General features: G+C 41.2%; 20 protein-coding genes (1 of these 20 running past the window's edge). 9 read left to right on the forward strand and 11 right to left on the reverse strand.

The window, feature by feature from the left end; translation table 11 throughout:
• Window positions 1-422 precede the first annotated feature (422 nt).
• Complete coding sequence (locus LEP1GSC190_RS11255) at window positions 423-728, forward strand: helix-turn-helix transcriptional regulator (protein WP_002756436.1); 306 nt, start codon at window positions 423-425, stop codon at window positions 726-728.
• On the forward strand, window positions 709-1,638 hold the full coding sequence (locus LEP1GSC190_RS11260; protein ID WP_002764280.1) for a reverse transcriptase family protein: 930 nt from the start codon (window positions 709-711) through the stop codon (window positions 1,636-1,638). Before LEP1GSC190_RS11255 ends, LEP1GSC190_RS11260 begins: the two co-directional genes overlap by 20 nt.
• A 196-nt stretch (window positions 1,639-1,834) precedes the next feature.
• On the opposite strand, the gene LEP1GSC190_RS11265 is transcribed toward LEP1GSC190_RS11260, so the two are convergent.
• Complete coding sequence (locus tag LEP1GSC190_RS11265; RefSeq protein ID WP_002764270.1) at window positions 1,835-2,986, reverse strand: DNA methyltransferase; 1,152 nt, start codon at window positions 2,984-2,986, stop codon at window positions 1,835-1,837.
• Window positions 2,987-3,245: 259 nt separating this feature from the next.
• On the opposite strand from LEP1GSC190_RS11265, the gene LEP1GSC190_RS11270 reads away from it, so the two are divergent.
• The 3 genes from LEP1GSC190_RS11270 (at window position 3,246) to LEP1GSC190_RS11280 (ending at window position 6,909) form a co-directional block, all read left to right on the forward strand.
• Window positions 3,246-3,767 carry a hypothetical protein gene (locus LEP1GSC190_RS11270; protein ID WP_002764261.1) on the forward strand — a complete coding sequence of 174 codons (522 nt, stop codon included), beginning with the start codon at window positions 3,246-3,248 and terminating at the stop codon, window positions 3,765-3,767.
• A 15-nt stretch (window positions 3,768-3,782) separates the two neighbouring features.
• Window positions 3,783-4,613 carry a penicillin-binding transpeptidase domain-containing protein gene (locus LEP1GSC190_RS11275; protein WP_004280061.1) on the forward strand — a complete coding sequence of 277 codons (831 nt, stop codon included), beginning with the start codon at window positions 3,783-3,785 and terminating at the stop codon, window positions 4,611-4,613.
• A gap of 70 nt (window positions 4,614-4,683) precedes the next feature.
• Window positions 4,684-6,909: a cation:proton antiporter gene (locus LEP1GSC190_RS11280; RefSeq protein ID WP_002764301.1), complete on the forward strand. Its 2,226-nt coding sequence runs from the start codon at window positions 4,684-4,686 to the stop codon at window positions 6,907-6,909.
• A gap of 44 nt (window positions 6,910-6,953) precedes the next feature.
• On the opposite strand, the gene LEP1GSC190_RS11285 is transcribed toward LEP1GSC190_RS11280, so the two are convergent.
• The 3 genes from LEP1GSC190_RS11285 to LEP1GSC190_RS11295 all read right to left on the reverse strand — a co-directional run bounded on the left by LEP1GSC190_RS11285 (window position 6,954) and on the right by LEP1GSC190_RS11295 (window position 13,282).
• Window positions 6,954-8,141, reverse strand: coding sequence for an amidohydrolase (locus LEP1GSC190_RS11285; RefSeq protein WP_002764282.1), 1,188 nt, complete (start codon window positions 8,139-8,141; stop codon window positions 6,954-6,956).
• 201 nt (window positions 8,142-8,342) lie between these two features.
• Window positions 8,343-9,917: an FAD-dependent thymidylate synthase gene (locus LEP1GSC190_RS11290; RefSeq protein ID WP_002764302.1), complete on the reverse strand. Its 1,575-nt coding sequence runs from the start codon at window positions 9,915-9,917 to the stop codon at window positions 8,343-8,345.
• 59 nt (window positions 9,918-9,976) lie between these two features.
• Complete coding sequence (locus tag LEP1GSC190_RS11295; RefSeq protein WP_002764274.1) at window positions 9,977-13,282, reverse strand: efflux RND transporter permease subunit; 3,306 nt, start codon at window positions 13,280-13,282, stop codon at window positions 9,977-9,979.
• Window positions 13,283-13,910: 628 nt separating this feature from the next.
• Between LEP1GSC190_RS11295 and LEP1GSC190_RS11300 the strand changes: the two genes are divergently transcribed.
• Window positions 13,911-14,408: a DUF4395 domain-containing protein gene (locus LEP1GSC190_RS11300; RefSeq protein ID WP_002764304.1), complete on the forward strand. Its 498-nt coding sequence runs from the start codon at window positions 13,911-13,913 to the stop codon at window positions 14,406-14,408.
• A gap of 133 nt (window positions 14,409-14,541) precedes the next feature.
• On the opposite strand, the gene LEP1GSC190_RS11305 is transcribed toward LEP1GSC190_RS11300, so the two are convergent.
• The 7 genes from LEP1GSC190_RS11305 to lexA form a co-directional block, all read right to left on the reverse strand.
• The gene (locus LEP1GSC190_RS11305) at window positions 14,542-15,111 is read right to left on the reverse strand and encodes a DUF4256 domain-containing protein (protein WP_002764266.1); all 570 of its coding nucleotides are present in this window, start codon (window positions 15,109-15,111) and stop codon (window positions 14,542-14,544) included.
• Between the two features lie 554 nt (window positions 15,112-15,665).
• The gene (locus LEP1GSC190_RS11320; protein ID WP_004280139.1) at window positions 15,666-16,745 is read right to left on the reverse strand and encodes a DNA-methyltransferase; all 1,080 of its coding nucleotides are present in this window, start codon (window positions 16,743-16,745) and stop codon (window positions 15,666-15,668) included.
• Window positions 16,746-17,569: 824 nt separating this feature from the next.
• Window positions 17,570-18,334, reverse strand: a complete 765-nt coding sequence (pssA, locus tag LEP1GSC190_RS11330) for a CDP-diacylglycerol--serine O-phosphatidyltransferase (protein WP_002764263.1) — start codon at window positions 18,332-18,334, stop codon at window positions 17,570-17,572.
• Window positions 18,331-19,347, reverse strand: a complete 1,017-nt coding sequence (gene tsaD / locus LEP1GSC190_RS11335) for a tRNA (adenosine(37)-N6)-threonylcarbamoyltransferase complex transferase subunit TsaD (protein ID WP_004279990.1) — start codon at window positions 19,345-19,347, stop codon at window positions 18,331-18,333. The genes pssA and tsaD overlap by 4 nt, the downstream gene beginning before the upstream one ends.
• Window positions 19,348-19,351: 4 nt before the next feature.
• On the reverse strand, window positions 19,352-20,740 hold the full coding sequence (locus tag LEP1GSC190_RS11340) for a S41 family peptidase (RefSeq protein ID WP_002764253.1): 1,389 nt from the start codon (window positions 20,738-20,740) through the stop codon (window positions 19,352-19,354).
• Window positions 20,730-21,020 carry an LA_1448 family UV-C exposure upregulated protein gene (locus tag LEP1GSC190_RS11345; RefSeq protein WP_002764269.1) on the reverse strand — a complete coding sequence of 97 codons (291 nt, stop codon included), beginning with the start codon at window positions 21,018-21,020 and terminating at the stop codon, window positions 20,730-20,732. Before LEP1GSC190_RS11345 ends, LEP1GSC190_RS11340 begins: the two co-directional genes overlap by 11 nt.
• Window positions 21,021-21,058: 38 nt before the next feature.
• On the reverse strand, window positions 21,059-21,670 hold the full coding sequence (gene lexA / locus LEP1GSC190_RS11350; RefSeq protein WP_002764264.1) for a transcriptional repressor LexA: 612 nt from the start codon (window positions 21,668-21,670) through the stop codon (window positions 21,059-21,061).
• Window positions 21,671-22,159: 489 nt separating this feature from the next.
• Here lexA and ruvA point away from each other — a divergent pair, with 489 nt between their 5' ends.
• The 3 genes from ruvA to recJ all read left to right on the forward strand — a co-directional run.
• Window positions 22,160-22,798: a Holliday junction branch migration protein RuvA gene (ruvA, locus tag LEP1GSC190_RS11355; protein WP_036036902.1), complete on the forward strand. Its 639-nt coding sequence runs from the start codon at window positions 22,160-22,162 to the stop codon at window positions 22,796-22,798.
• Window positions 22,799-23,040: 242 nt separating this feature from the next.
• Window positions 23,041-23,361 carry a bactofilin family protein gene (locus LEP1GSC190_RS11360; protein WP_036036903.1) on the forward strand — a complete coding sequence of 107 codons (321 nt, stop codon included), beginning with the start codon at window positions 23,041-23,043 and terminating at the stop codon, window positions 23,359-23,361.
• Window positions 23,362-23,363: 2 nt separating this feature from the next.
• Window positions 23,364-25,254: the 5' portion of a single-stranded-DNA-specific exonuclease RecJ gene (recJ, locus tag LEP1GSC190_RS11365; protein WP_002764289.1), read on the forward strand. 44 nt of this gene lie beyond the right edge of the window; the window shows 1,891 of its 1,935 coding nt (coding positions 1-1,891); its start codon is at window positions 23,364-23,366; its stop codon lies off the right edge, out of view.

Consider the following 25,254-nt stretch of genomic DNA (forward strand, 5'->3'; position numbering starts at 1 on the left):
AATCTGGGGCTCACAAATTCCCCGGCCCTGAGTCTTCATTGGATTGTTCTGATGCGCGCTCAGTAGTCGCGGGACGTGTCGCTCCTACGGGGTCGCGACCCGACCGACAAATAGTATAGGAGATGAAAACAGTTAGAGACCGGATTCCTTGTACGGGATATCAACAGAATAAATTTTGATATCAAAGGAAGTAAAAAATGAACGAAATTAAAGTTCACGGACCCAACTCTAACTGGTTGTTTAGATTTTTTAGGAAACACAAACGAGTCCTAATAGAGATAATCAAAATAATTTTGAAAATTATTGATCTATTAGAAAGAATTTCTAAGGACTGACTAGTCTGTGGCGCTCTCAAAAAAATGGAATAACTAATCTCCTGTTCTATTCATACTCTTACTAAATTCTAATAGGAGCAATTGGATATGATCCACGAAGTTCTGCGTTTATTGCGTGTCTTTCACGATTTGAAAGCCAAAGACCTTGCAGAAAAATTATCGATCTCACCTTCTTATCTTTCTGAGATTGAAAATGGAAAGAAAGAACCCACACTAGAATTACTCAATAAATACAGTGTTGTTTTTAATATGCCAGTATCTTCGATTTTTTTATTATCTGAAGGAACGGAAAAACAAAGTGATAAAAAGTCATTTAAAGGTTCTCTTAGTAAGCTAATTATCAATTTTTTGCATAAAGTCGAAGGGGAAGAGAATGCACACAGTTCACGGTAATTTTTTTTATACACTTTCAAACAAAAAAAGATTAGCGAAATACTTACGTGTTTCCCTCAAAGAACTCCTTACTCTCCAAGATGATTCAAACTATAAAGTATGGTTTGAGGAAGGAGAAAACGGAAAACTCAGAGAAATACAAGAGCCTAGCTATAAACTCAAATCAGTGCATTCTATAATTCAAAAATCTCTTGCTTCGATTGTAGCGCCCGAATTTCTTTTTTCAGGAGTAAAAGGAAAATCAAATATTTCTAATGCGTCATATCACAAAGATAGCAATTATATAGTAACGGCGGACATCCGAAGCTTTTACATTAATTGCAATAAAGAATACATTTTTAGATTTTTTAAATATACGCTTCACACTTCAGATGATATTGCGCGAATACTAACTGAGCTTTGCTGCTATAAAACTTTCCTGCCAACAGGCAGTCCGGTCAGCCAAATCTTAGCCTATCATTCTTACGCAAGAATATTCAATAGAATTGATGCTTTTTCAAAAGCGAACGGTATCACATTCTCCTTATATGTAGACGATATTACACTATCTTCAGAAAAATCCATTCATCCTTATATTCTAAAAAAAATATCAAAACTTCTAGAATCTGTAAACTTATCATTGAAAAGAGAAAAAACAAAATTTTATAGCAAGAACTCCTACAAAATAGTTACAGGATGCGCAATTAGTCCTGATCACATATTATTACGACCCAATAAAATTATGAGAAAAATTAATAATAAGCTATGTAAACACGAAAAGGATTTATCAAAGCTAACTTCAAAAGAAATCGAAAGCGTTTTAGGCCAAGTGATATATTTAAGATCTATAACCCCGAATTCTTACTCTCAATTATTCAAATCTTTAAGCTTAATGAAAGCAGAAGAAAAAATTAAACAGAGACCCTTGTAAAATATAATTCTCTAATATATCTTTCGAATTATTATAGCCAGCCAAGGATGACTGACGTCTTAAATGAGGGGCGCGGAATTTCACCTAACTCAAACTCTACGACATACGGATAAACTTCGGGAAACCTATCGCAAAACTCTCACAAATCACAACAAAGCGACTCCGCAACTGTCAAACACACGATCCGCCGCCTCTTTTACTTAAAATTTCGAAAGACCACGCAACGATTTGAGTTCGTACCTTTTTCGTTATTCGAAACGTTCCAGCAATTGGAAAGTTTCGTGAACTTTTGGTCGTTGATAAAAGTCGTTTCCCATTCTAAACCAGAACCGGAAGCGGCTTGGATCACGTACTCGTCCAAATTGAAAACAGTGGAGCCCTTTTTGATATCGCCCACTTCCATGACACAAACCCCATTCGACTTGAGAACTCTAGAAAGTTCTTTCAAAGTTTCCCGGATAAATTCCATCCAAGCATCAAGAGTAGAAAAAATACTCGGCTTTTTATGATCCGGAAGTTCTATATCCAAAAACCAATAACGAAGCCAATTATCCTCTTCATAGTTCACCTTATCCAAAAAAGGCGGAGAAGTGATGACAAGATCTGCAATTCCATCCTCCATAGATTCCAAGTACAAAGAGGAATGATTTGTATAACGATTTCTACCTGAAAATTCATGATAAAACGGAGGAAGCGGAGACTTTAGATCTCGCTTCATCTTCTGCAAGATCCGAGATTTAATTTCCTTATATTCCGGTTTGATTCCCCTTTTCTCATTGTTTCGCTTTTGAGCCGCCGGAGGAATTGAAATCTGCGGGAAACTATAAACCGAAAAAAATCCATCACTATGTCCGTGAAGTCTGGAAAGCGCCGTGACCCCAATGTATTGGATCTCGGGAGAAAGATCCCGGGAAAGAATTCGTTTTAAATTTTTGATTTCGTTTAGAGTGTCCTTATGATAAAAAGCGAGCAGATCCTTATCTTCTTTTTCCTCTTGAGTTTTCTTTTTTAAATCCAATCGACCCAAAATCTTTTCCATACTGTCGAGGGAAGGAATCGTTTGTCTGGACTTAGCAAGAAACAAAGACATCGGGCTGATATCATTGTGAATCGCGGAGTGACCTTCCAAATTCGCTTGAATGGAAGTAGTCCCTCTACCTCCGAAAGGATCCAAAACGATACTCTTATTTTTAGAAAGATATCGATCCAAAAAAAATGCAGGGAGTTCGGGTTTAAACGAGGCACGGTAACTCACGCTATAATGAATGGAATGAGATTGCCTCTGGCGAGAGGTCCAGAATTCTCCGATTTGAATTTTTCTTTCTTTTTTTTTGAGTGCGATCGACATCCGAAAAACCTCGTATGAAAAGATTTTCGGTCTTCTCGCAGTTTTCCCCTGAAGAAAAAAAGAATCGTTTAGAAACCAGAAACAATCCCTATAAACGGACGCACAAAAAGGACAGGCTCTAAATTTAATTTTGTCTAAAACGACATAGTTTTTTAGCTCGTCTTTTTAACGAGAAATTCGAACACGATTTGATTTGTCATTTTGCAGAGGAAATTTTGTATGGATTGAGAAGAGAATATTCTTTTTTTTGAATCCATCGATGACCTCAATAAACTACGTAACCCCCTCCTCTCTAGAAACCCTAAATCTTGAATTTGAAAAAGAAATCTACTGGAACCGATTTTTGGAAAGGGCCGGTTTCATCATAGGTTACGGAGCCTATGTAATTTGTTTCGTGATCGTATTCGGTTTGAAGTTGGAAGCCGTAAAATACGCTTCTCTTTTTTATCTGGGACTTTTCACCCGACTTTCCAGTCTTTTAATCGGAAAGTTTTACGAAATTCCGGTCGTATTTCGAAATCTATTTTCCGAAAATAAAGCATTAGTCGCGGTCAGTCAGGACTACATCCGAACCCACAGAGAAAAGGCACTCAAACGTCTCGCCGCTAATTTGTTCGGGATGAATGACTCCTCTTCCCTTTATCAAGCCAACGAAGAAGAACTCGTGGAAATCATCCGTCCCAAAATGCAAAAACCTTGGAAAAAAGCAGGAAGAATCTATTTCTTCTTTGTTTATATCCCGGTCGTATTCATTTTGATCGGCATCTCTCTTTGGGCTTGATTCGTTCGATTTCAAGTGAAAAGTGCCATCATATCCATCCTCTTCGCTCTTTGGCTTTGTTCCTGTAAAAGCACCTCTTCCGCGAAATCTTTTTCTGAAAAAAGTTTAAACGGAAAAGGTAAATTTCTCTGCGCAATCTTAGTCAATCAAACCGCAAACGACAAAATTTACTTTCAAAAAAATGAATGTTCCTATAAGACACCTCCCTCTTCCCTATTTCATTCCGTTTTGGCACTTATGTCCGTCGAAAGCGGTTATCTAAAAGCGGACCAGTCTCTTTTTTCCTGGGATAAGACAAGATATCCCTACATTCGTTGGCAGAAAGATCAAAATCTTAAATCCGCTTTAGAATATTCGGTGCATTGGTATTTCGCAAAACTTTGGAACGACATCGGACCGGAAAAAGGAAAACCGCTTCTGGAGAAAATCGGAACGTTTCAGGTTCCGTTCACTCAAAATTCATTTTGGCTGGACGGCTCTTATACGATCTCACCTTCGGAATTCGCTGACTTTTTAATCCGACTTCAGGAAACTTCTCCACCTTTTCGTAAAAAGACGATTCAAACCGTTTTCGATCTTTTCAAAAGAACACCCGGTTCTCTTTCAAACGCAAGTGGAAGTCACGATCTTGCGGGAGATTGGAGCGGAGTAGAAGATTATAAATCGGATTCGGCGTTTTATTACACCCAAGACGAAACTGATTCCTGGTTTTGGGTTTCTTTCCAAAAAACGAACGTTCGCTGGTTTCTTCTTACGAGAGTCAGGGTTTTAGGACAACCGACGAGTCCCTTGGAAGCGGCAACACTCGCATCCCAAATTCTCAGAGAAGAATCCATCGTTCCTTAATCGGTAGCCTGAGAGTTTTAAAAATCTGAATGACGAAACCGGAATTCGTTCTTAAAATGCCTCCAAACAGATGAAAAAAATATCGTTATTTTATATTTTTCTAATTTTCTTATTCATCTTGTCTTTGGGCTTTATTCTTCAGACCGGACAAAACCTGGAACCGGAAAAGAAGAATTTCCACTCTTCCCAAATTTCATCGGAAAAAAACACAAAGGCAAGAAATTATCCCGTAAAGACCGTTCCTCTAAGACCGGATTTTCTAGACGTGGAAGCAATGGGAAAAATTTTCTCCGGTCACCTGAGACAGCCAATTTCAAGACTTCTTCTTCAATTGATCATAATCATGTTTTCCGCCCGATTCTTCGGCAAACTCGCAACAATTCTAGGACAACCTTCCGTGATAGGAGAAATTCTAGCCGGAATCCTTCTCGGTCCCTCTTTGCTCGGTTTGGTATTTCCCGAAGGATTTCAACTTTTATTTCCTAAAGAATCCTTATCCACTCTTCAAATCTTAAGTCAACTCGGGCTTTTGCTCTTTATGTTCGTAATTGGTATGGAATTGGATCTTAAAATTCTAAAAAACCAAGCCGAGTCCGCAGTAATTATCTCTCATTCAAGCATTATGTTTCCGTTCCTTTTAGGAGTGGGCCTTGCATATTTCATCTATGTTCCGTTGGCACCGGAAGGAGTGGATTTCGTCGCGTTTTGCCTTTTTATGGGAACCGGTATGAGCATTACCGCCTTTCCGGTACTTGCAAGAATCATTCTGGAAAAAGGTTTAACCAAAACAGCGTTAGGAAGTCTTGCACTCACCGCAGCCGCGGCCGACGATGTGACCGCTTGGTGTGTATTAGCGATCGTCGTCACGATCGTAAACGCTGGTTCCTTCTCTTCGGGAATTCTCATGATCGTCATGTCTCTAACGTACATGTTCGTAATGTGGAAAGGAATCCTTCCTCTGATGAGAAGAGCCGGAAACTTATACACTACCAAAGAATCGATGACAAAAACAATCACCGCTTTCTTCTTTTTATTCATTTTTTTCTCGGCCTGGATCACGGAAGCAATTGGAATTCATGCGCTCTTCGGTGCATTTCTAGCTGGAGTCGTGATGCCCGATAAAAAGGAACTCAGAGACAATTTGGTAGAAAAGATTGAAGACTTCAGTCTTACCGTTTTGCTTCCTCTTTTTTTCGCATTTACGGGACTCAGGACAAAATTTGGTCTTCTGTCAAGCTCAGGTCTTTGGCCGGTCTTTTTTCTAATCCTTTTCGTAGCCGTCTTAGGAAAGTTAGGCGGAAGTTCGATCGCATCCCGTATGTCTGGTAAAAATTGGAAAGATTCCCTTTCAATTGGCATTCTCATGAATACCCGCGGCCTGATGGAGTTGATCGTTTTGAACATCGGTTACGACTTAGGAGTTTTATCCGAAGAGATTTTTTCGATGATGGTTTTGATGGCTCTTGCCACAACGATCATGACCGGTCCAGGACTCAAACTCGTAGAATTCTTTTTTACAAAGAAAAGCTCCACCGTAAAACCAGCGACCGGCACCAGAATACTCATCTCTTTCGCGCAACATTCGAGAGGCTTGGAACTATTAAAGATCGCTTATGGACTTTTCCCCGAGAAAAAAAAAGAGAGAGAAGTAACCGCCGTTCATTTATCTCCGGATTCCAATATTTCCGAATTTCACGCGGAAAAATACGAATCTTCAAGTTTTACTCCTCTCAAAGAACTTTCCAAGGATTTGAACATACAGCTCCAAACGATCTACAAAACCTCCACGAACATCACAAAGGACATCATTCGAATCGTGAACGAAGGAAATTATAAACTTCTCTTGATCGGGGCGGCCCGTTCCTTTTTTTCGGATGATATCCTCGGCGGAAAAATTCGGACTATTCTGAACGAAACGGATTGTAATGCGGGCATTCTATTTTCTTCCCAATTAGAGGACGTGAAAAACATTCATATCCTCTTCGGCAAAGAAAAAGATCTCGGACTTCTTCATATCTCCAAAAGACTTGCAGACAATTACAACTCCAAACTTTCAATCGTGGATTTGAACGGCTCCGTAGATCGAATTCCTTCCCGGATCAAACAGAATTTCAAAAAAGAAAAAGTGAAAATCCTGACTCCGGGAAACGATTCATCCGATTGGAACAAGTTCGATCTTATTCTTTGTGATTTAGACATCTGGGAAAATCATCCCGAATTCAGGGTAAACGAACTTCCGAAAGGTGGAGGACTTCTCTTAGTCCGGTCCACGGACGACTTTCTAACCGAAATATAATCTTTCAATGAAGAAGGCGCGTTGAAACGAACTTCTCATTTCAATCAGTTTTCTTCGTGATAGATTTTAATTGCTTCTTTGAGCACGTTAAGACCAATCGACAAAGAATCCTCGTCTATGTCGAACTTGGAACTATGATGCGGATAAACGAATCCTTTTTCTTCATTTCTAGAACCCACGAAAAAATAACAACCCGGAACCTTCATAAGAAATGCGGAGAAATCTTCTCCTCCCATAGATTTCGTGTTTTCTTCCGTTACACTTCCCGGACCAAGAACGTTCAACGAAGCTTTACGAACTATATTCGCCATCCCGGAATCGTTGATAGTGGGCTGATTCGTTCTTTCGTAGCGGATGGAAACTTTTGCACCAAGCGCGGACGCGATTCCAAAAACCACCCTTTCCAATTTTTCGGGAACTTCCTCGAACATCTTTTTGGAATACGTTCTCACGGTTCCTTTTAATTCCGCGGTTTCCGGGATCACGTTAAACGCGTTTCCTGCATGAAAACTTCCGACAGTTACCACACAAGAATCAAGCGGATCCGTATTTCTAGAAACGATAGTCTGTAACGCGTTTACGATCTGAGCTCCGACTACAATCGGATCCACGGTATGTTGAGGCATGGCCCCATGGCCGCTGATTCCGGCGACGATGATCGTGAATTCGTCTACGGCGGCCATCATCGGTCCATCCACGACTCCTATTTTTCCTACGGGGATATGGTTCCAAACATGCAAAGCCAAGGCAGCATCTATGTTATACTTCTCTAATATTCCTTCTTCGATCATCTTATCCGCTCCCTGCCCGCCTTCTTCCGCAGGCTGGAATACCAATAAAACCTTTCCTTTGGGAATAATGGACCTAATATCCTCTTTAATTTCCGTCGCAAGTCCCATGAGAATAGAAGTATGAGCATCGTGACCACAGGCGTGCATGATCCCGTCGTGAACAGATTTGTATTCCTTGAGAGATTCCTCGAAAATAGGTAAGGCGTCCATATCTGCCCGTACGAGAAGTGTTTTTCCGGGTTTGCCGGAATCGATCAAAGATACAACTCCGGTTTTTGCGATTTTATCCTGAAAAGAAAGACCTAAACTTTTCAAATGATCGATCACATAACTTGCGGTTTGATTTTCCTCGTATCTGAGTTCCGGATGTTTATGGATTTGTCTCCTATAGCGTATGAGTTCTTCGGTTCGATCTGTAGTTGTAAGTTTCATTCGAACCATTTTACTCTCTTGAACCGTTTTGGGAAAGAATTTTAGATTTCGCTTAAAAACCTTAGGGTCACAAAAGCATATCCTTAACTTTACAAAAAGATCTTCATCACATAAGTTCTCGTGTTCTATAAAGCTCAAAACGAACGCGTCGCCGAACTCTTTTCGATAGAAGCGAAATTTGGTTTTACAAAGAGGTTTTACAAAGAGGTTTTAAATCACTCTCAAATATTCGGATAATTCTCTTTTCCAAACCTGGGTTCCACAATAGTGATCCCCTTCCGGGCAGTAGGGTTTAACCTCTCCTTGAAGGCGGATCCAGCAAGGAGCCTTAATCCACTTTGCGATCCCAGGATGAACCTTCATCACGTCTGTAAGTTCTTCCACGGAGGCTTGGAAAATTTCTTCCTGAGCATTATAACAGGTTCTGGATTTCCATTTGTGATGTAGATTAAGAAGGTCCCCACTTTCGTAAAAACGAATCGGAAAACTGTTCGGCAAAAGATAAGTACCATATTCTGGAGAACCTCCCGCATCCAAAAAGCGATTCAACTTCTCGAAAATTCGAGTGTGAGTCGTGTCGTATTTTTCTTTGAGTTCAGGATATTTTTGAACCACGAAAGGGGTGATATAATCCGGAACTCCAGCATATTGAGACATGAGAACCGGTCTTCCACCGGGAACCATTCTATGTCTTTGATCCTGACTATCGGCAGTGTGAGAGATTCTTTTTTGGAAGGAATATTGAACGTTGAATAAGGCTCTGGAGATAGGACTCATAGAATTTTCATTGAGAGTGGAGGTTAGATGCCTGTTTTTTGCAGGATTTAAAACCAAATCTATCGCATCCTGATCACTCAGAGAAGATTTAGAAATTCCTAATATAGAACGAACAGATTGTGCCAAAATTTCGGGACCGTTGGAAGAATGGGAAACGAGTCTGGAATATCTTGCTCCGAGTTCTTGATCGAATTCCTTTACGAAGTTCCCTGAGACTTCAGGATGAAATTCCCTTTTACCGGAACCGAATACAGAATCGAAGTAACGATACTCGGTCGTTTCTTCAAGAGGAATCGGATCATCCATCTCATCCGCATACAAAGGATCGACCGCTCGCACTTGATTTACCATTTCGGTGACCACGGTTCTTTGTTCCTGCGGAACGTCGTAGGAATTCATCAGTCTGTAGTAACGATGTAGAGTGAGTCCGTTGATGGAATGATAAAGATAGGTATAAGTTCCAAGAGGTAGCAGATAACGTGCCACTTCCAGACATTTTTTTTTAATCGGAACCTGCCACTTGTCAGGATAATTGGCGCGGGCTTTGTAGATCTGAAAGTATTCTTCTTGGATAAAAGGATGTAAAATTTCCGTGTAGGAAAAGTAAGCCTGACTTGCAAAGTCTACCGCGTCCAGATAAAGTTCTAAAAGTTTTCCATTTAACTCGGAGGGAACGTAGTAATTCTCCTTTTTAACTTCCACATATCTTTGGGAAACTTGTTCAGAATTATAAAACGGATGAGAATGTAGAAAAGACCACACGAATTGTCTAGAAACCTTGTCCAGAGTGAAGATAAATTGGGGATGCTGGCGAGTGGTAAGGTGCCCGGCCTTTTTCGTGGACTTAGCGACTTTATCCCGGATTTCAATAGATTTCTCCGACGCAATCATATCGGAAGGGAGAAGAATTCCTTTAGAAGAATAGCACGTCCTTGCCGTAGCGATGGAAAGATTGAACGGATCCTTGCTATGATCCAAAAGTGAAACGATCGGTTTTTGGGCTGACATCGGAGTCTCCGGGAGGGGTTTTGACTATGTCCCTATAAGCTATCCTGCGATGAGAAAGTTCATCGAAAACTCTTTTTTGTTTTTTTACTTGGCTTACGAGTTTTACGTTTAAAATCCCCTTCCGAAGCCTCCTTTTCCGTGACAATTTCCTGAGCCTCCGAGTGAACTTCCAACCATTCGCTGTTATCGTGAGCGAAACTATGACCTTGGCTTCCGAAGGTACGTTTTTCCAAGAGTCTGCGTTTTGCGGACTTTCTTCTTTCCTGACTTTCGTATAGATTCAAAAGATATTCCATCACGATCGGAAGAAGAACACGAGAAAAAACCGTGGCGACGATGACTCCGAAGATTACTACCGTCGCAAGAGGTCTTTGCACTTCCGCACCCGCCATCGTAGAAATCGCCATCGGAATAAAACCGACCGCGGCTATAATTTCCGTGGTCATTACGGGACGAAGAGAATGAATCCCCGCGAGATAAACCGCATTCGTGATCGATGCTCCCTTTTCCAATTCTTCCCGAAGAGTGGATGCATAAACGACTCCGTTCAAAACGGCGATCCCGCTCACCGCAATAAATCCGACTCCGGCGGGAATACTAAAAGGAAGACCTCGGATCACAAGGCCGATGATTCCCCCTGAAACCGCAAGAGGAACCACGATAAAGACGCCTAACGCGTAGTAGATACTACCGAACGCTGCTATTAACATAAAAAATATGATCGCAAGAGCAATCGGAACGACCAAGGCAAGCCTTTCTTTCGCTCGAGTGAAGTTTTCGAACTGCCCTCCCCAATCGGTTCTGTAACCCGGAGGAAGATTCTTTTCGATTTCCCCAGTAACTTTTTGAGCTTCATTGACAAATCCCACGAGATCCCTTCCTCGGATGTTGGTTTCCACCATGATTCTTCTTTTGAGAGATTCCCTATAAATCGCAGCGGGGCCTTCCACGAGTTTGATCTCCGCAACCTGGCCGAGAGGAACCGTGGACCCGGAAGAAGTAAAGACGGGAATGTTTTCCACTTGTTCCAAATCGGTCGCGTCGATTTTTAAACGAACCACAAGATCGAATCTTTTAAAACCTTCGAATACTTTCCCGGTTTGTCTGCCTAATCGGAGCGCTTCCACAGTCGCAAGAATTTCTTCGGCTTGAACTCCGTAACGCGCCATGTTTTCCCGGTCGACCTTAATCTCTACAATCGGAAGACCTAAAACCCTTTGAACACGTAGATCCGCAACTCCCGGAACACTTTTGAGTTTATTTGCAAATTGACCTGCGATGTCCTTGAGTTTTACGAGATCATCTCCGTAGATTTTGATCACTACATCGGCTTTCGATCCGGAAAGAAGCGCGTTGACTCTGTTTTCAATCGGCTGAGACAAGCTGATCGTACTGGAAGGAATAAATTTTAAGATCTCATCCTTCATTTTGGTCATGAGCTCTTCTCTATCTTCCGCAGTTGTCCATTCTTTACGAGGTTTCAACTTTATCATTGACTCGCCCTCGTCGGTGCCAACCGGTTCCGCCGCAGATTCCCCTCTCCCCATTCTGGAAACGACTCCAAGTGCTTCTGGAAACTTTTTTAAAACCGCTTCCATATCGGAATTCGTGTCCCTGGAATAATTGAGAGAGGTAGAAGGAAGACGTTTGATATCGATCGCGATTTCTCCCTCGTCGATTCGAGGTAAAAATTCAGAACCCAAGGTAGAAGCCAAGAGCAATGCAAATACAACGACGCCGACACCCGCATAACAGAATTCTTTTTTGCGGGACATTCCAAAATCGAGGAGAAGTTTGTATTTTTCCGTGATGATGTCCCAATACTTACTGTGAAAAAAAACCGGATTCTTAAAGATGATACTCGCCGCAGCGGGAAAGGTAGTCAGGGAGAATAAAAGAGCGGCACCGAGCGCAAGCGCTACAGTAATTGCCATCGGTTTGAACATCCTTCCTTCCACACCTTCCAAACTCATCAGGGGAAGATAAACAAGCAGAATGATCGCGACCGAAAACGTGGCAGCACGGCCCACGCGAACGCAGGCGTCCGTAATAATTTCCTCCGCAGCAAGTTCCCTATCTCCCAATTTTGTCTGCATCTCGTAAAAAGAACGTTTTAAGATAAAACCGTGGAGAATCGATTCAAGCATCACGATCGTTCCGTCCACAAGAAGACCAAAGTCGAGAGCTCCGAGAGACATTAAGTTCCCCACAATTCCGAATGCGTTCATAAAAATCGTGGCGACGAGCATCGGAATCGGAATCGCCAAAGAGACGAGTAACGCTCCTTTCACGGTTCCGAGGGCAAGGATCAATACGACTACGACGAGCGCCGCTGCTTCGGCGAGATTCGTAAATATGGTGCCTAACGTTCTCCCGATAAACTCGGAACGGTCGTAAAAGGTTTCGATCCTCATTCCGGGAGGAAGCCTTTCCTTGATTTCTTGGATTCTTACTTTGACCTTTTTTACGACTTCAAGGGAGTTCTGACCCATGAGCATCATGGCAGTAGCACCGACCACTTCTCCTTTGGAATCCTTGGTCACGAGACCAAAACGAAGAGCTGGGCCGATTTCCACTTCCGCGATCTGGCCCAACAAAAGTGGAATTCCATCGCCAGCGGTCGTAACCGCCGTATTTTTTATATCTTCGATGGATTTGTACTGACTTTCGCCTCGGATCACGATCTGTTCCGAGTTCTTGGAGATGTAACCGCCCCCCGTGTTTTGATTCGCGGATTCCAGTTTTCTGTAAATTTGAGAAAGAGTGAGATTATGAACCGCGAGTCTTTTCGGATCAATCTTAACCTGATACTGACGAACCTGACCGCCGATGATGTTCACGTCGATGATCCCTTCCACGGACTTAACTTCGCGGGAAAGTTCCCAATCCATATAGGTTCTCAATTCTTCTGGAGAATGCCGATCCGATGTGAGAACGAATTCGTAAATATCGCCTAGACCAGTCGCGATCGGAGAGAGTTCGGGTCTTCCGTAGCCCGGAGGAATGATCGCCTCGGCTTGTTTGATTCTCTCATTTACGAGTTGTCTCGCAAAGTAGATATCCGTACCGTCTTTGAAAACGACTGTCACCGAACTTACCCCAGCTCTGGAGATGGAACGGATTTCAGTGACATTGGGAAGACCGGTAAATTCCATCTCGATCGGATATGTAATGAACTGTTCCACTTCGAGAGGAGAAAGAGCGGGAGAGGAAGTGACCGCGGAAACCTGAACGTTGGTCACGTCCGGAATTGCGTCGATCGAAAGATAGTACGCATTGTAAATTCCCACAAGGGTAATCATGAATGTCAAAACCAGAACCAAGGCTCTGTTTTTAATCGAAGCTCGGATCAGTTTATCAATCATGAGTGTGACAAATCTCTAAAAAAGACAATATGGACAGGAAAGCCATTTAAGTCCGGAGATGAAAGGTTTTTTTGAATAACATGAATTCCTGGAGAAAGTTTGGACAATCCAGTCCCGCCTGAGGACCATAGAAGCGAGACGCCTTGAGTTTTACAAAAATGCGGGAACTTATAGTTTTAAAAGAGATTTTACTGAATGTGAATTCGGCGTAAGAAATCCATGATTCATTTTTTTGGAAAAAGTTGGAATCTAAACTTCGTAAATCTACTTCTTAAATGTGGGAACTATCGCAAATCATGATGTCGCGAACAAATTCTAAAATTGTAGGAACTCCTACTTTTGAAAAATTCTTTCTCATTTTCAACCGCCGAACCCACATTACAGATCGCGCTCATGGTTAATAAAAAGCCTGATAAAAAAATGAAACGTAATTTTGAACCAAACAAAAAAACTAAAAATATTTTCCAACATTAAAAACGTTTGTGAAGTTCAAAGTTTGGACAAATATAGCAGAAATTCCAACGTTATAATAAAATATTTAAGCTATTACAGAAATATTTGACAATTTTTTGATTGAAATTAGGTCTAAGAATTAAATCTGTCGTTATCTTAGATAGAAGGAAGGTTTATGATTCAAGTCGGCAAATTTCCGGATTCAGTCAATGAGTACGCCGCAAGATCGGTGGCTGGACTCGTTTTTTTTCTCACGATTGCAACCTTGCTAACTCAATCAATTTGGCTGAATCTAGCCTTACTCTACGGATTTACGGCTCGGGTTTTATACGGACCAAAGTTTTCCCTCTTTGCGAGACTTGCAATTCACGGAATCGTTCCTCTACTAAAACTGGGAAATAAAACCGTGGCAGGGCCGCCGAAACGATTTGCTCAAGGAGTAGGGTTTTTATTTAGCTTAACTTCTTTGATACTTCTGGTACAAGGGCAGATTTTAGCATTTCAAATCACGTTGGGAATCCTCGTATTTTTTGCGGCTTTGGAATCCTTCGTGGGTTTTTGCGCCGGATGTTTCGTATTTGGCTATCTGATGCAATGGGGAATTATTCCGCAAGAAGTCTGTGAGAGATGCAATCGTCTTACATTTACCTCAAAAGAACCGAACGCTCATTGACCTAACATCCAAAAAGAAAAACTTAATTTACGATCCATATCGCTAAAAGAAAAAATCGCATTATGGTTTCAACACTTATTGAGTTGATATTCATTTCACTTCCGACACCCGTTCGAGTTTACTTGAATCAAATTTAGATCTTGAGCGAACCACGAAACGCTCTGACGGCATAGTAAGATTCTGCACTGTTGTGATACACGAAAACGTGTCCGTAACGGAAATCGGCAAAGATAGCCCCGCCAAGCCTTCTAATATCAGAAGGCGTTTTCACCCAACTCGACGTTTTCGTATCGAACTTTCCAAGCTTCTGTAAATCTCGATACTGTTCTTCTGTTAAAAGTTCAATACCCATGTTAGAAGCCATATCAATAGCGTTATCTTTGGGCTTATGTTCTTTCCTTGATTCCAACGCTTTGCCGTCGTAACAAACACTTCTGCGACCTTTAGGACTTTCCGCTGAACAATCATAAAAAATATATTCGCCCGTTTTTTTATCGTAGCCCACAACATCCGGCTCGCCGCCTGTTCTTTCCATTTCATTGAGAGACCACAGTTTTTTAGCATTGGTTTCCAGTTTTGTTTGTATTTTAACCCAATCAAATCCTTTATGGCGATTCATATTTTTCTCAAAACGGGCTTCCAATGTTTTAAATAGTTCTCGGCTTTGCTCTAATGACAACTGATTGCTATTAATGTTATTCATGCTTTTATTTGACCTCCATTAATGATATGTCAGGCGATCACTGCTTAAATTTATTTGAATCCGTGTGTATTGTCCTATTTTTCTTTGTCGCAAGGAAATTTAGAGTTTGTCCCAAAACCTGAAAAGAAATCAGTTACAATCATTTATGAGTTTCGTAATAAAATAGAAGAGTCCCCACATTCAGAGGTTAATGACAGTGTCGTGGCAATATCGCTCTTACAAAAGACAGTTTTGGGACAAACTTTTACTACTCGGAAGTATAAAAAGAATGCTGTAATAAGTTCGTTTTAAAAGTTAGAATTCTTATTCAAAAAAGCCAACAATTCCGGATTCAGTGCAATTTTATAATGAACGGCTTCTTGAAAAGAAAAAAGTATTTTAGAGAATAGAAATTGGTATTTCATAATTTTTTTAACTGTTTCGATCATACTGTTTGAAAAAAGAATATCGACTTTAAGCGACTCAGTTTTCAATAAAGAGTTTGGATGGATTGAAAAAATATTGACCCTGGCCATCGATTTTCAGCCTCTGGAAGTAAACGAACACTGTTACAGTTATACGACAGGAGCCGGTTCGAGTTGCGACGTTTGAAGCAGAGGGGAATACTCGACTACGATTTCTTCATCCGAGTTACGAAAAAGTCGGGCAATTTTTTCTAAGCTCAGAAATTTTTCTTGTTTGGTTACAACGGGAGTTTGCAAATTTTGATTGAAATAAAGAAGAGGTTTTCCTTCGTTTTGCCTGGTTTGTACGAAAAGATCGTGATCGTGTTTACGTTTTTCGACAATTCGATTGAGACTTTCGCCGAGAGAAGACAAGTTTTCGAACTGAGTTTGGAATAAACCCGGATTCAAATCAAATCCGATCGAATTCCTACAGTTCCCGATCGCCGCCAAAGTGGTCGTCCCAGTTCCTAAAAAAGGATCCAAAACGACATCCCCTTTTAAGGAATACATCAGTATAATTCTGTTTGCAAGCTCCAAAGGATATGCTGCACTTCTTTCTCTTCCTGCAAGAAGTGGGTTCAGACTCTGCTTTTTTCCCTTGAAATCCCAAAGGTCGGTAAACCACAAATTGCGTTCTTCCCAAAAAAACGCGCTTTGCGCACGGGAGAATTGTTCGGCTTTAGTCGCGAACTTTCTTTTATTATTTTTTCTAAATATTAAAATATGCTCATGTTCTAATGTCACGTACGCACCCGCCGGAAGCATTCCGGAACCCATAAACTTGTTGGGGGAGTTCGTTTGTTTTCTCCAAAGGATTCCTGGAAGACTTTGAAAACCAATCGAGTTACATCCTTGTAGAATTCTCGCATGATTCATATAAATCTGAAAACCTGCGAAGGTGTTTCTCGTTGCATCTCCGATATTGATTACGAGAAAACCTCCGTTTTTCAGAACACGGAAAGATTCTTTCCAAACCTTATCGAGTTCGATATGGATTTTTTCGTAAGAAAGATTGGGATCAATAGGAAAACTTTCTCGAATTTCTTTTGAAAAGCCAAAAAAAAGTTCGTCCCACATTTCGATCATCGGATAAGGAGGCGAGGTAAGAACCAAATCCACGGATTCCGATTTGAGTGGAAATGTTTGTCTCGAATCTCGAACTTGAATCCTGTGAGTTGTTGGGTTCATAACTATGAAAATTAGAATTTTGATTTTTATTTTCTTTGTCCACTCAAAACGGTTTCTTTTACAACAATACAAAGCCCATAAGGCCTTTCACTTTAAAACCTGTCTTAAAAACCTTAGTCACAATGATTCAGTAAATTCGTAATAAGATATAGAAGTTGCCATCAATTACGCCCCTTTGGTAGTTTACGAGCTTCAAGCATATTTTATAACTGTTAAGTTCTCGTCGAGGTTTCTATATTCTGAGGTTTTTAAGACACGCTCTTAATGTACCTAACTCATTCGAATTTCAATTTTCTAAAAATAAGATGTTACACAAGAGAACTCAGAGAAATATCTGACAAGCAAGATCACACGAATCACCAACATCTTGAAACTTGGAAATTCATTTTCCAAGGAAAGGCGAACTTGCACCCATAAATTTCAGGCAGAAGCGACAAACCTATCACAACTTTCTTAACGGAAAGTAAATTCTCTTTTGATATGCGGACGACTTGCAGTTCTACCGAAATATAAAGATTCCATTTTTATTTCACAAAAAACGTGGTAGGCTTTAGTAATCGAGTTTGATATTTTTGGTAAAGTTCGGGAACTGCCAATCTAAATGGAAATTTTACTTAGAACCCGTCTCAAAACCTTAAAAAAATATCTCTAAACGATCCAGCAAGTTTCTACAAAACGTGGGAGTTCCTACAGATTACTCACATTGGCGATTTTTCCTGTCGTTTAAGATTGTAGTAATTCCTACATTTTGAAGTTTTGAGACGGGCACTTAATGAGCCATTATCTTCAAAACTAATTAAACAGGAGTTCGTTTTTTACCAATATTAATCTAGTTTGACCCGGAATTCCTGGATCAAATGAATTAGAAAAGTCATGATTCCTGAAAAAATATAAAAGAAAATCAATCCGTAAATGAGCCAAGGCCAACGATTAAATCCCACGAGCATCAAAAGAATGGTAATCCCTGCGACGAGTAAAAACAATCTCGTAGGATTGAGTTTGGATCGGATCACGACCTGCGGTTTCGAATAACGTATGTTAGAAACCATCAATATCGCAATCGCTACAAATGCGGAGATCGTAATCCAATGAGGTGCGGAATTCGCGTTCAAAAAAATCGGAAAAAATCCCACGGTAACTCCCGCAACCGGAGAAGGAAGTCCAGTAAAGGATTTCGGATCGTGCGTTACATTGAATCTTGCGAGTCTGTATGCGGCACAAATTGGAAAGATCGCGGCGACGAGCATTCCGATCGGAAATAGGTCCTCCTTTCCGAAGACGTCGATCTTATATTCGCAGAGAACCATCTGATAGATCAAATAACCCGGAGCGATTCCGAACGCAGTCAAATCGGCGAGACTATCAAGATCAGCTCCCAGTTCAGAAGTCGCATTTAGTGCTCTCGCGGCCATTCCGTCCAACCCATCACAGAGTGCAGCAAGAAGAATAAAAAATCCCGCCAAGGTATAAGCCTGCAACTCGCTTGCACCCCTAGATCCCGCTTCTGATGCTACGAGCATCGCGCTGAATCCCATCGTGAGATTTCCGAGTGTAAGAGTATTCGGAACCCAACTGAGTTTGAGTTTCATGAAAAAATCTCCTGTCTGGATGGATTGACCGTAAAATCGACACCTTTTCTGTAACCTTTTCGGAACAAATGGTATCCCAATGAAGCTACCATTGCACCATTATCAGTACAATAAATTTTTTTCTTGGGAGTAAAAAGTTCCACGGAATTTTTATTCGCCCAAACCTGCAATCGATTCTGAAGAGTCGTATTTGCCAATACTCCTCCCGCCGCAAAAACTTTGCGAATTCCAGTTTTCGCCACCGCTCGTTTCAGATTTCTTTCCACCAAATCGAAAGCGGAATTTTGAAAGTTCCAACAGATTTGCTCCTTGGAAACTTCTTTCTGTTTTTCCAGCAAAACCATCACCGCTGTTTTCAGTCCGCTGAAAGAAAAAGATACCTCTTCCTGAGGCAGATTTCGTAATAAAGGAGGAAGAATCGGTTTTTCATTCGAGGCCGGAATGTACTCATTTGCTTTCGCCTCAATATGAGGTCCACCAGGATAAGGGAGACCCAAAAGACCTGCAACCTTATCAAACGCTTCTCCCAAAGCGTCATCCATCGTATCTCCAACAAGCTCCATCCTGCCAAATTCTTGTAAGGTATAAATGGCGGAATTTCCCCCGGAAAGTAGTAAGCCTAAAACCGGAAATTCTGCGGGAACTCCCTCAAGGTGTAACACGGCAAAGTGGGACTGTAGATGGCAAACCGGTAAAATCGGAGTTTCATAAACCATATTTATACAACGAGCCATCTGTACCCCGACCATCAAGGATCCAGTCAATCCGGGAGAAGAAGTAACTGCGACGTAAGAAAGATCCTCGAATCGAATCTTTGCCTCTTCCATCGCTTCTTCCAAGAGAAGATTGATCTTTTCCAAATGAGCGCGGGACGCAATCTCCGGTACAATCCCTCCATAAGGTTTGTGTAAATCAATCTGGCTAAAAATTCTGAGGCTGAGTAATTCTTTCCCGTCGCGTATGATTCCGATGGAGGTTTCGTCACAACTGGTTTCGATTCCCATTCCGATCATGAATTTAAGATTTTTTTTCCCCGTCTTTAGAAATACTGAGAATTTCGATCGCTTTACGAAGTTGTGGATCAAGTTCCAAATCAGGAATCACGTTCTGTCCTTCTTGACGGATTCTACTCTTGTATAAGAACCTAGCGACATCTGTGGAAAGTCTGATTCCTTTTTCCGCAAGATACTTTTCGAAAAGAGCGAGATTTGCTTCGGAGTAATTTGGATTTTTTGCAAGAAAGTTTTCGAGCATTTTCTTCTCGGCCATTTTGCGAATATAAAAACGATCGTCTTCGGTCGGCTCGATGGATTTTACGACCACGTCAGGTTGTATTCCTTTTCCATGAATTGACTTTCCGCTCGGAGTATAATACTTCTGGATCGTAAGCGCAATTCCAGTGTTATGCGAAAGAGGATAGATATTTTGAACGGAACCTTTTCCGAAAGAAACCGTCCCAAGGATTTTCCCCCTACCATGATCCTGCACAGCCCCCGCAAAAATTTCGGAAGCGCTCGCGGAACCTTCGTTGATGAGAACGACTAATGGTATATTTGTAATCTTATCATTTGCCGCTGTCGAACGAAAAACTCGAACAAGCTCCCCTCCTCTTCCTCGCACAGATACAATATCTAAATCCGGTTTTAAGAATAAGTCAGAAAGAGCAATTGCAAGATCCAAGAGTCCGCCCGGATTCATTCTTAAATCCAGAATTAGTCCTTCAGCGCCTTTTTCTTTGAGAGAATTCAGCTCCTTCTTAAACTCGGAAAGCGTATTATCTTTTCCCATAAACTGATTGAGTTTGATATAACCCAGTTTTTCTTTTTCCAAGAAAAAAGATCGAACATAACGGATCTTGATCATTTCTCTAACTAAAGTCAGAAGAATGGGTTCTTTCTGATTTTTTCTTTCGAGTTTAATCGAAACGGATGTTCCTACTTTCCCTCTCATCAATTTGATGGAATCGGAAAGAGAAAGATCATGGGTGTTCTTCCCATCGATTTCTATGATTCTATCCTGGGGGAGAATTCCCGCTTTCATCGCGGGTGTGTCTTCAATCGGGGAAATAACTACAATGGCTCCGTCTGCAAAAGAAACCTCCATCCCCAGCCCGCCGAAACTCCCCCGAGTTTCCTCTTGGAGTTGGGAAAAATCGTCCTTGTCCATAAAACGGGAGTGAGGATCTCCAAGAGAAGAGATAAGCCCTCGAATGGCTCCTTGGTAGAGTTTTTCCTCATCCACGGATTCCACATAATCAGAATGAATGGTTGACAATACCTCATGAAAAATTTGAAGATAAGATTCTCCGGTTTTGGAAATCCCTTTTACGGTTCCAATAGGGAAAATAAGCGCGAAACTGAGAAAGGAAACAATTCCGATCCAGACCATTCTTTCTTTATTTTTCATATTCTTCGATCAATGCCTCATATAAAACGGGGCTTTTCAATTTTAAACTTTTTAATACGCTATCCGGATCGAATCGGTACACAGAACAAGCTTCCAAAAAAAACGTGAGATCGTTAGGTGCAGATTTTTCGGAAGATGATTTGAGATTCGCGTTGATTCGTGCGATACTAACTCTTTCCAGAACCCTCTTTAAATCACCTTCGGTGATTTCTTTTTTAAGAGGGCTGCATTGAACAATAAAAAGAAGGATGATAAAAAGGAAAAAAATTCGTGAAAACACTCTGTCCGAAGTCTCAGTCGAGTTTCTCCCTCTGTCAATCAGTAAATTCGATACAAACCAACTAGCTTTCCGATCACGATCGCTTTCTTAGTCTTGATTGGTTTGTATTTCGGATTTCTCGCCTCAAGACGAATCTGATCCTGCTCTTTGTAATATACTTTCAAAGTTGCCTCGTCTTCGATTAGAGCGACTACAATTTCTCCATTTCGAGCAATGTCTCTCTTTTCAATGATTGCGATATCTCCATTGTCGATTCCGACTTCAATCATGGAATCTCCCTGAACTCGCAGAGCATACATAGGAACATTTCCCTTTGCCATCTCATCCGGAACAGGGATATACGATTCTATGTTCTCGTCCGCAAAGATCGGAAGACCAGCCGCAACCCTTCCAATTACCGGAATACTCGTAGCCTGAACGGGAATCGATTCCATCGGACTCTGGCGAATCAGCTCTATGGCCCTGGATTGGTTCTTAGCGGTCTTGAGATACCCTTTTTTTTCAATCGCTTTGAGATGATCATAAGCGCCCTTTGCTGTAATTCCAAATTCGTCTCCGATCTCTCGAATCGTAGGAGGAAAACCACGTTCCTTAATGATTGCGGCGATGAACGTAAGGACAGCCTGTTGCTTGTCTGTCAAATCTTTCATACTAAACAACTTAGTAGTGAATAAATGCTAAGTCAACACAAAAATAGTAAAATCGAAACGTAATCGAAAGACAACGTATTTGCAAATTAAATCTATAACGTGTCTTGGATAAATTTCAAGAAGTTCTAAAATCCCATAGACACAATAATCAATCGGGTTCATAAAAATTTCATCGTGTTGTCGTAAAAAAGACGATATGCTCGAATTATCCTTGAGGTTTAAAATTCTTTTTCAAACGACTATTTATCCAAAAATCATTAACACAACCCGAGCTGATATTTTCTTAAAAAACGGTTCTCCAAAAATTTTGATCTTCAAAAAGATTTTCTCGCAACTGTTTTCCGTCACAATCCCTATCTGTTTACTACTTAAAATCGCCCGAAAACGTCTGTCGGAGAAATGCGCAGGTCGCTATTCAGCATTCTGAGAAGCGTCAGATCATTGGAAATTTTATCTTTACTACAATACCGCGAAATTCCAAGTGGAAGAATGATTTCAGGTTTGAAAGGAACTCTTAAAAAATTAGAAGTCGGATTTGCACACATTGAGACCGGCGCAATCACTTACGAAGTAACGATCTCTTTCAAAACCTATCTGGAACTCAAAAGTCTTCCATCCCACAACGAAATTCAATTTCAAATTTTTCACGCAATGAGTGAAAGAGGCCAGAAACTCTTCGGATTTTTAACCGAACAAGACAAAGAATTTTTCAAGGTCATCAAAGGACTTCAAGGAATCGGAGAATTGACAGCCCTCAAAATTCTTTCTTTTTTTTCAGCGGAAGAACTTTATAGAATCGCTCAATCTGGAGAAGCCAAAGAACTCGAAAAAATTCCAAAGGTAAAAGGTAAAACCTCGGAAAAGATTTTTTTTGAAGTAAAACAAAATCTTAAAAAGCTGGAACTCTTTTTATCAGGTACTTCAAAAGAATCCTCGATCGCTCTTTCCTCTTTTTCGCAAACACCGGAAGAAGCCGCCATTTCGAGGAAGAGAGAGATCGCGATTTTGGGTTTGGTTCAGCTAGGTTTCGAAGAAAAAACCGCCAGCAAAGAAGTAGATAAAATTCTCAAAAGCTCTTCATCAGCCGACCCTGGAGAAATCATCCGTGAAATTTTAAAAAGTTTGTGAGAGTTCCCCACATCTTTATAAGAAAAGCTCTGCCATCACCTCAAGTTTGTATCAGTCAAAAATTTATGGGTATATTACGAATCGGAGCTTTCTCATACAAATTCATAATCTCGTTCCTTTCGGCTTTTCTAAGATGAAATTTGTCAATCGGCTTTAGCATGCCCAACACATTGGAATCTTTCCCGTCTGAATCCGAAAAAACATTTGAAACTGCCTCTCCAACCCTAAAACTTGGAACCAGAATGAACGACGAACAGATCGATACAATTATCGGAGACGATATCCATTTCCGGGGAAAACTAAAATTCAGCAATTCCCTGAAAATCAAGGGTAACTTCAAAGGAACCATCGAAACTACGGGAAAACTCGTGGTGGGAGACACCGGAGAAGTAGAAGCGGACATTCAAACCGGAATGCTGGAAGTGGAAGGAAATCTGAAAGGAAATGTTTCCGCAAACGAGAAGGTAGCGATTCGAAAAACCGGTAAAGTAATTGGTGATATCCGCACGCCCGATTTAGAGATCGAATCCGGGGCGAAATTCAGCGGAAATAGCGCTATGTAAAAATGCCCAAACTTTCCCCTTTTTCACACGGCCCGGGCTTACAGGAATTACATCCTTCCGGATTCCGTCAGTATTTGAGTCCTCTTCAACATCGATTCTACGAAACCCATTTACGGGAAAAATCCCACCCGGAACATCTTCTTTATCATGGACTCAGAGAACTCCCCTCCCCGTTCTTGTTGCCGGACTTGGAACCGGCCTTGGAATTACTGAAAGAATTCGTTCGGACCGAAAAAAAGATTCTTCTTTTCGGCGACAGGGACTGCGATGGAGTTTCTTCTACGAGTCTGCTCGGAGGATTTTTAAAAAAGATCCATCGGGGAGAATTGATCTTAAAAACTTCGAACGAGGAAGACTACGGACTCTGTCCCGCCGCCCTCAAATTCGTGAAGAAAAATAAACCCGATCTTTTGATCACTTTGGATTTTGGAACCACAAATCACGTTCAAATCGATGAACTCGCCTCTTTAGGAATCAAGGTCATTGTTCTAGACCATCACGAGATTCCAGAACGAATTCCCAATTGTTATCTCGTTTCCCCAAAAAGACAGGATTCCCAATATCCGAACGAAAAAATCTGCACGTCGGTTCTTGCCCTCAAATTTATACAAGCTTATCTCTATTCCTCCTTGGAAGAATACAAACACGCTACCTGGATCGGAGACGGAAATTCTCTATTTTCAGGATATTTAATATACCGAGGAAAACTGATCTTTCGAGGGGACAGACAGGAAGCGGAATCCAAATTTCCCATTTCGATTCGGGATGAAAGTTATACGTTCCAGTCCCCTTACCCGGAAAGAGAATGGTTCTATCAGGAGTTTTCAAAATACCCGGCGATCCTAGAACAGTATCTTCAGAACTTCGATTTGGCTTCGGTCGGAACCGTTTCCGACATGATGCCCCTCCACGGTGAAAATAGGATCATCGTAAGAGAAGGTTGCAAGATTCTGTTCAAACTACATCGCAGGGAAACCAGGCATAGAGAAGGACTCTTTCAACTCCTTCAGCTTATGGAACTCGCGGATAAACACGTGACTTCCAAGGATCTAGGTTGGGTACTCGGACCCATGATCAATTCCGCCGGAAGAATGAACCGCACCGAAGTCGCATTAAATCTATTGTTAGAAGAAGATCCGCAACGTGCTCAGACCGGCGCCAAAGAACTTCAAAAACTCAACGAGGAAAGAAAAGAAAGAACCAAGAGAAACCTATTCAAAGTGGACGGTTTTTTAAAGCGAAAAAAGGAAAGAACCGAAAAATCGGTCCTATTCTGTTACGAACCGGATTTCGAACCGGGCGTTTCCGGTATCGTAGCCACAAGACTGGTGGAAGAATACAAAAAACCGGTTTTGTTCATCACTCCGGATCACGGACACGCGAAAGGAAGTATTCGTGCTTACGGAAAAGAAAACGTTTTGAATCTTCTTAAAAAAGCGGAATCCATTTTCCTACAATTCGGGGGACACAAGGAAGCGGGTGGATTTTCTCTTGATCTCGAAAAAATTCCAGAACTTGCAAAAGCGATTTTTGAACACGCAGATAATTGGCTCGAAGAAGAACAAAAACAAACGACTCTCGAACAAACGCCAAGTCTCATTTCGTTACAACCGGAAGAATTGAATCCTAAAATCTTTCAGGAACTTTCCATCTTCGAACCGTTTGGTCACGAGAATCCAGTCCCGTTGTATTCGATCAAAAACGCGAAGGTCTACCATACAAAACCGATGACGGACGGAAAGCACGTCCGTTTTAGAATCTTAGGTGCTCCCGAATCGATCCAATGTTTGATTTGGAACCGTGGAAAAGATTTTTTAGAACTACTCAGTAAAACCGAAAGTTTAGACCTTTGGGGTTCTTTGGAAGAGTCCACTTTTCGATCCAAAACTTCTC

It is taken from the genome of Leptospira mayottensis 200901116 (assembly GCF_000306675.2).
In the GTDB taxonomy this organism is placed as follows: Bacteria; Spirochaetota; Leptospiria; order Leptospirales; family Leptospiraceae; genus Leptospira; species Leptospira mayottensis.

Bases quoted from the DNA above. Each gene is read 5' to 3' on its own strand.
- LEP1GSC190_RS11255 (WP_002756436.1), top strand. From the start codon at position 423: ATGATCCACGAAGTTCTGCGTTTATTGCGTGTCTTTCACGATTTGAAA.
- LEP1GSC190_RS11260 (WP_002764280.1), top strand. From the start codon at position 709: ATGCACACAGTTCACGGTAATTTTTTTTATACACTTTCAAACAAAAAA.
- LEP1GSC190_RS11265 (WP_002764270.1), bottom strand. From the start codon at position 2,986: ATGTCGATCGCACTCAAAAAAAAAGAAAGAAAAATTCAAATCGGAGAA.
- LEP1GSC190_RS11270 (WP_002764261.1), top strand. From the start codon at position 3,246: ATGACCTCAATAAACTACGTAACCCCCTCCTCTCTAGAAACCCTAAAT.
- LEP1GSC190_RS11280 (WP_002764301.1), top strand. From the start codon at position 4,684: ATGAAAAAAATATCGTTATTTTATATTTTTCTAATTTTCTTATTCATC.
- LEP1GSC190_RS11285 (WP_002764282.1), bottom strand. From the start codon at position 8,141: ATGGTTCGAATGAAACTTACAACTACAGATCGAACCGAAGAACTCATA.
- LEP1GSC190_RS11290 (WP_002764302.1), bottom strand. From the start codon at position 9,917: ATGTCAGCCCAAAAACCGATCGTTTCACTTTTGGATCATAGCAAGGAT.
- LEP1GSC190_RS11295 (WP_002764274.1), bottom strand. From the start codon at position 13,282: ATGATTGATAAACTGATCCGAGCTTCGATTAAAAACAGAGCCTTGGTT.
- LEP1GSC190_RS11300 (WP_002764304.1), top strand. From the start codon at position 13,911: ATGATTCAAGTCGGCAAATTTCCGGATTCAGTCAATGAGTACGCCGCA.
- LEP1GSC190_RS11305 (WP_002764266.1), bottom strand. From the start codon at position 15,111: ATGAATAACATTAATAGCAATCAGTTGTCATTAGAGCAAAGCCGAGAA.
- LEP1GSC190_RS11320 (WP_004280139.1), bottom strand. From the start codon at position 16,745: ATGAACCCAACAACTCACAGGATTCAAGTTCGAGATTCGAGACAAACA.
- pssA (WP_002764263.1), bottom strand. From the start codon at position 18,334: ATGAAACTCAAACTCAGTTGGGTTCCGAATACTCTTACACTCGGAAAT.
- tsaD (WP_004279990.1), bottom strand. From the start codon at position 19,347: ATGATCGGAATGGGAATCGAAACCAGTTGTGACGAAACCTCCATCGGA.
- LEP1GSC190_RS11340 (WP_002764253.1), bottom strand. From the start codon at position 20,740: ATGAAAAATAAAGAAAGAATGGTCTGGATCGGAATTGTTTCCTTTCTC.
- lexA (WP_002764264.1), bottom strand. From the start codon at position 21,670: ATGAAAGATTTGACAGACAAGCAACAGGCTGTCCTTACGTTCATCGCC.
- ruvA (WP_036036902.1), top strand. From the start codon at position 22,160: ATGATTTCAGGTTTGAAAGGAACTCTTAAAAAATTAGAAGTCGGATTT.
- LEP1GSC190_RS11360 (WP_036036903.1), top strand. From the start codon at position 23,041: ATGAACGACGAACAGATCGATACAATTATCGGAGACGATATCCATTTC.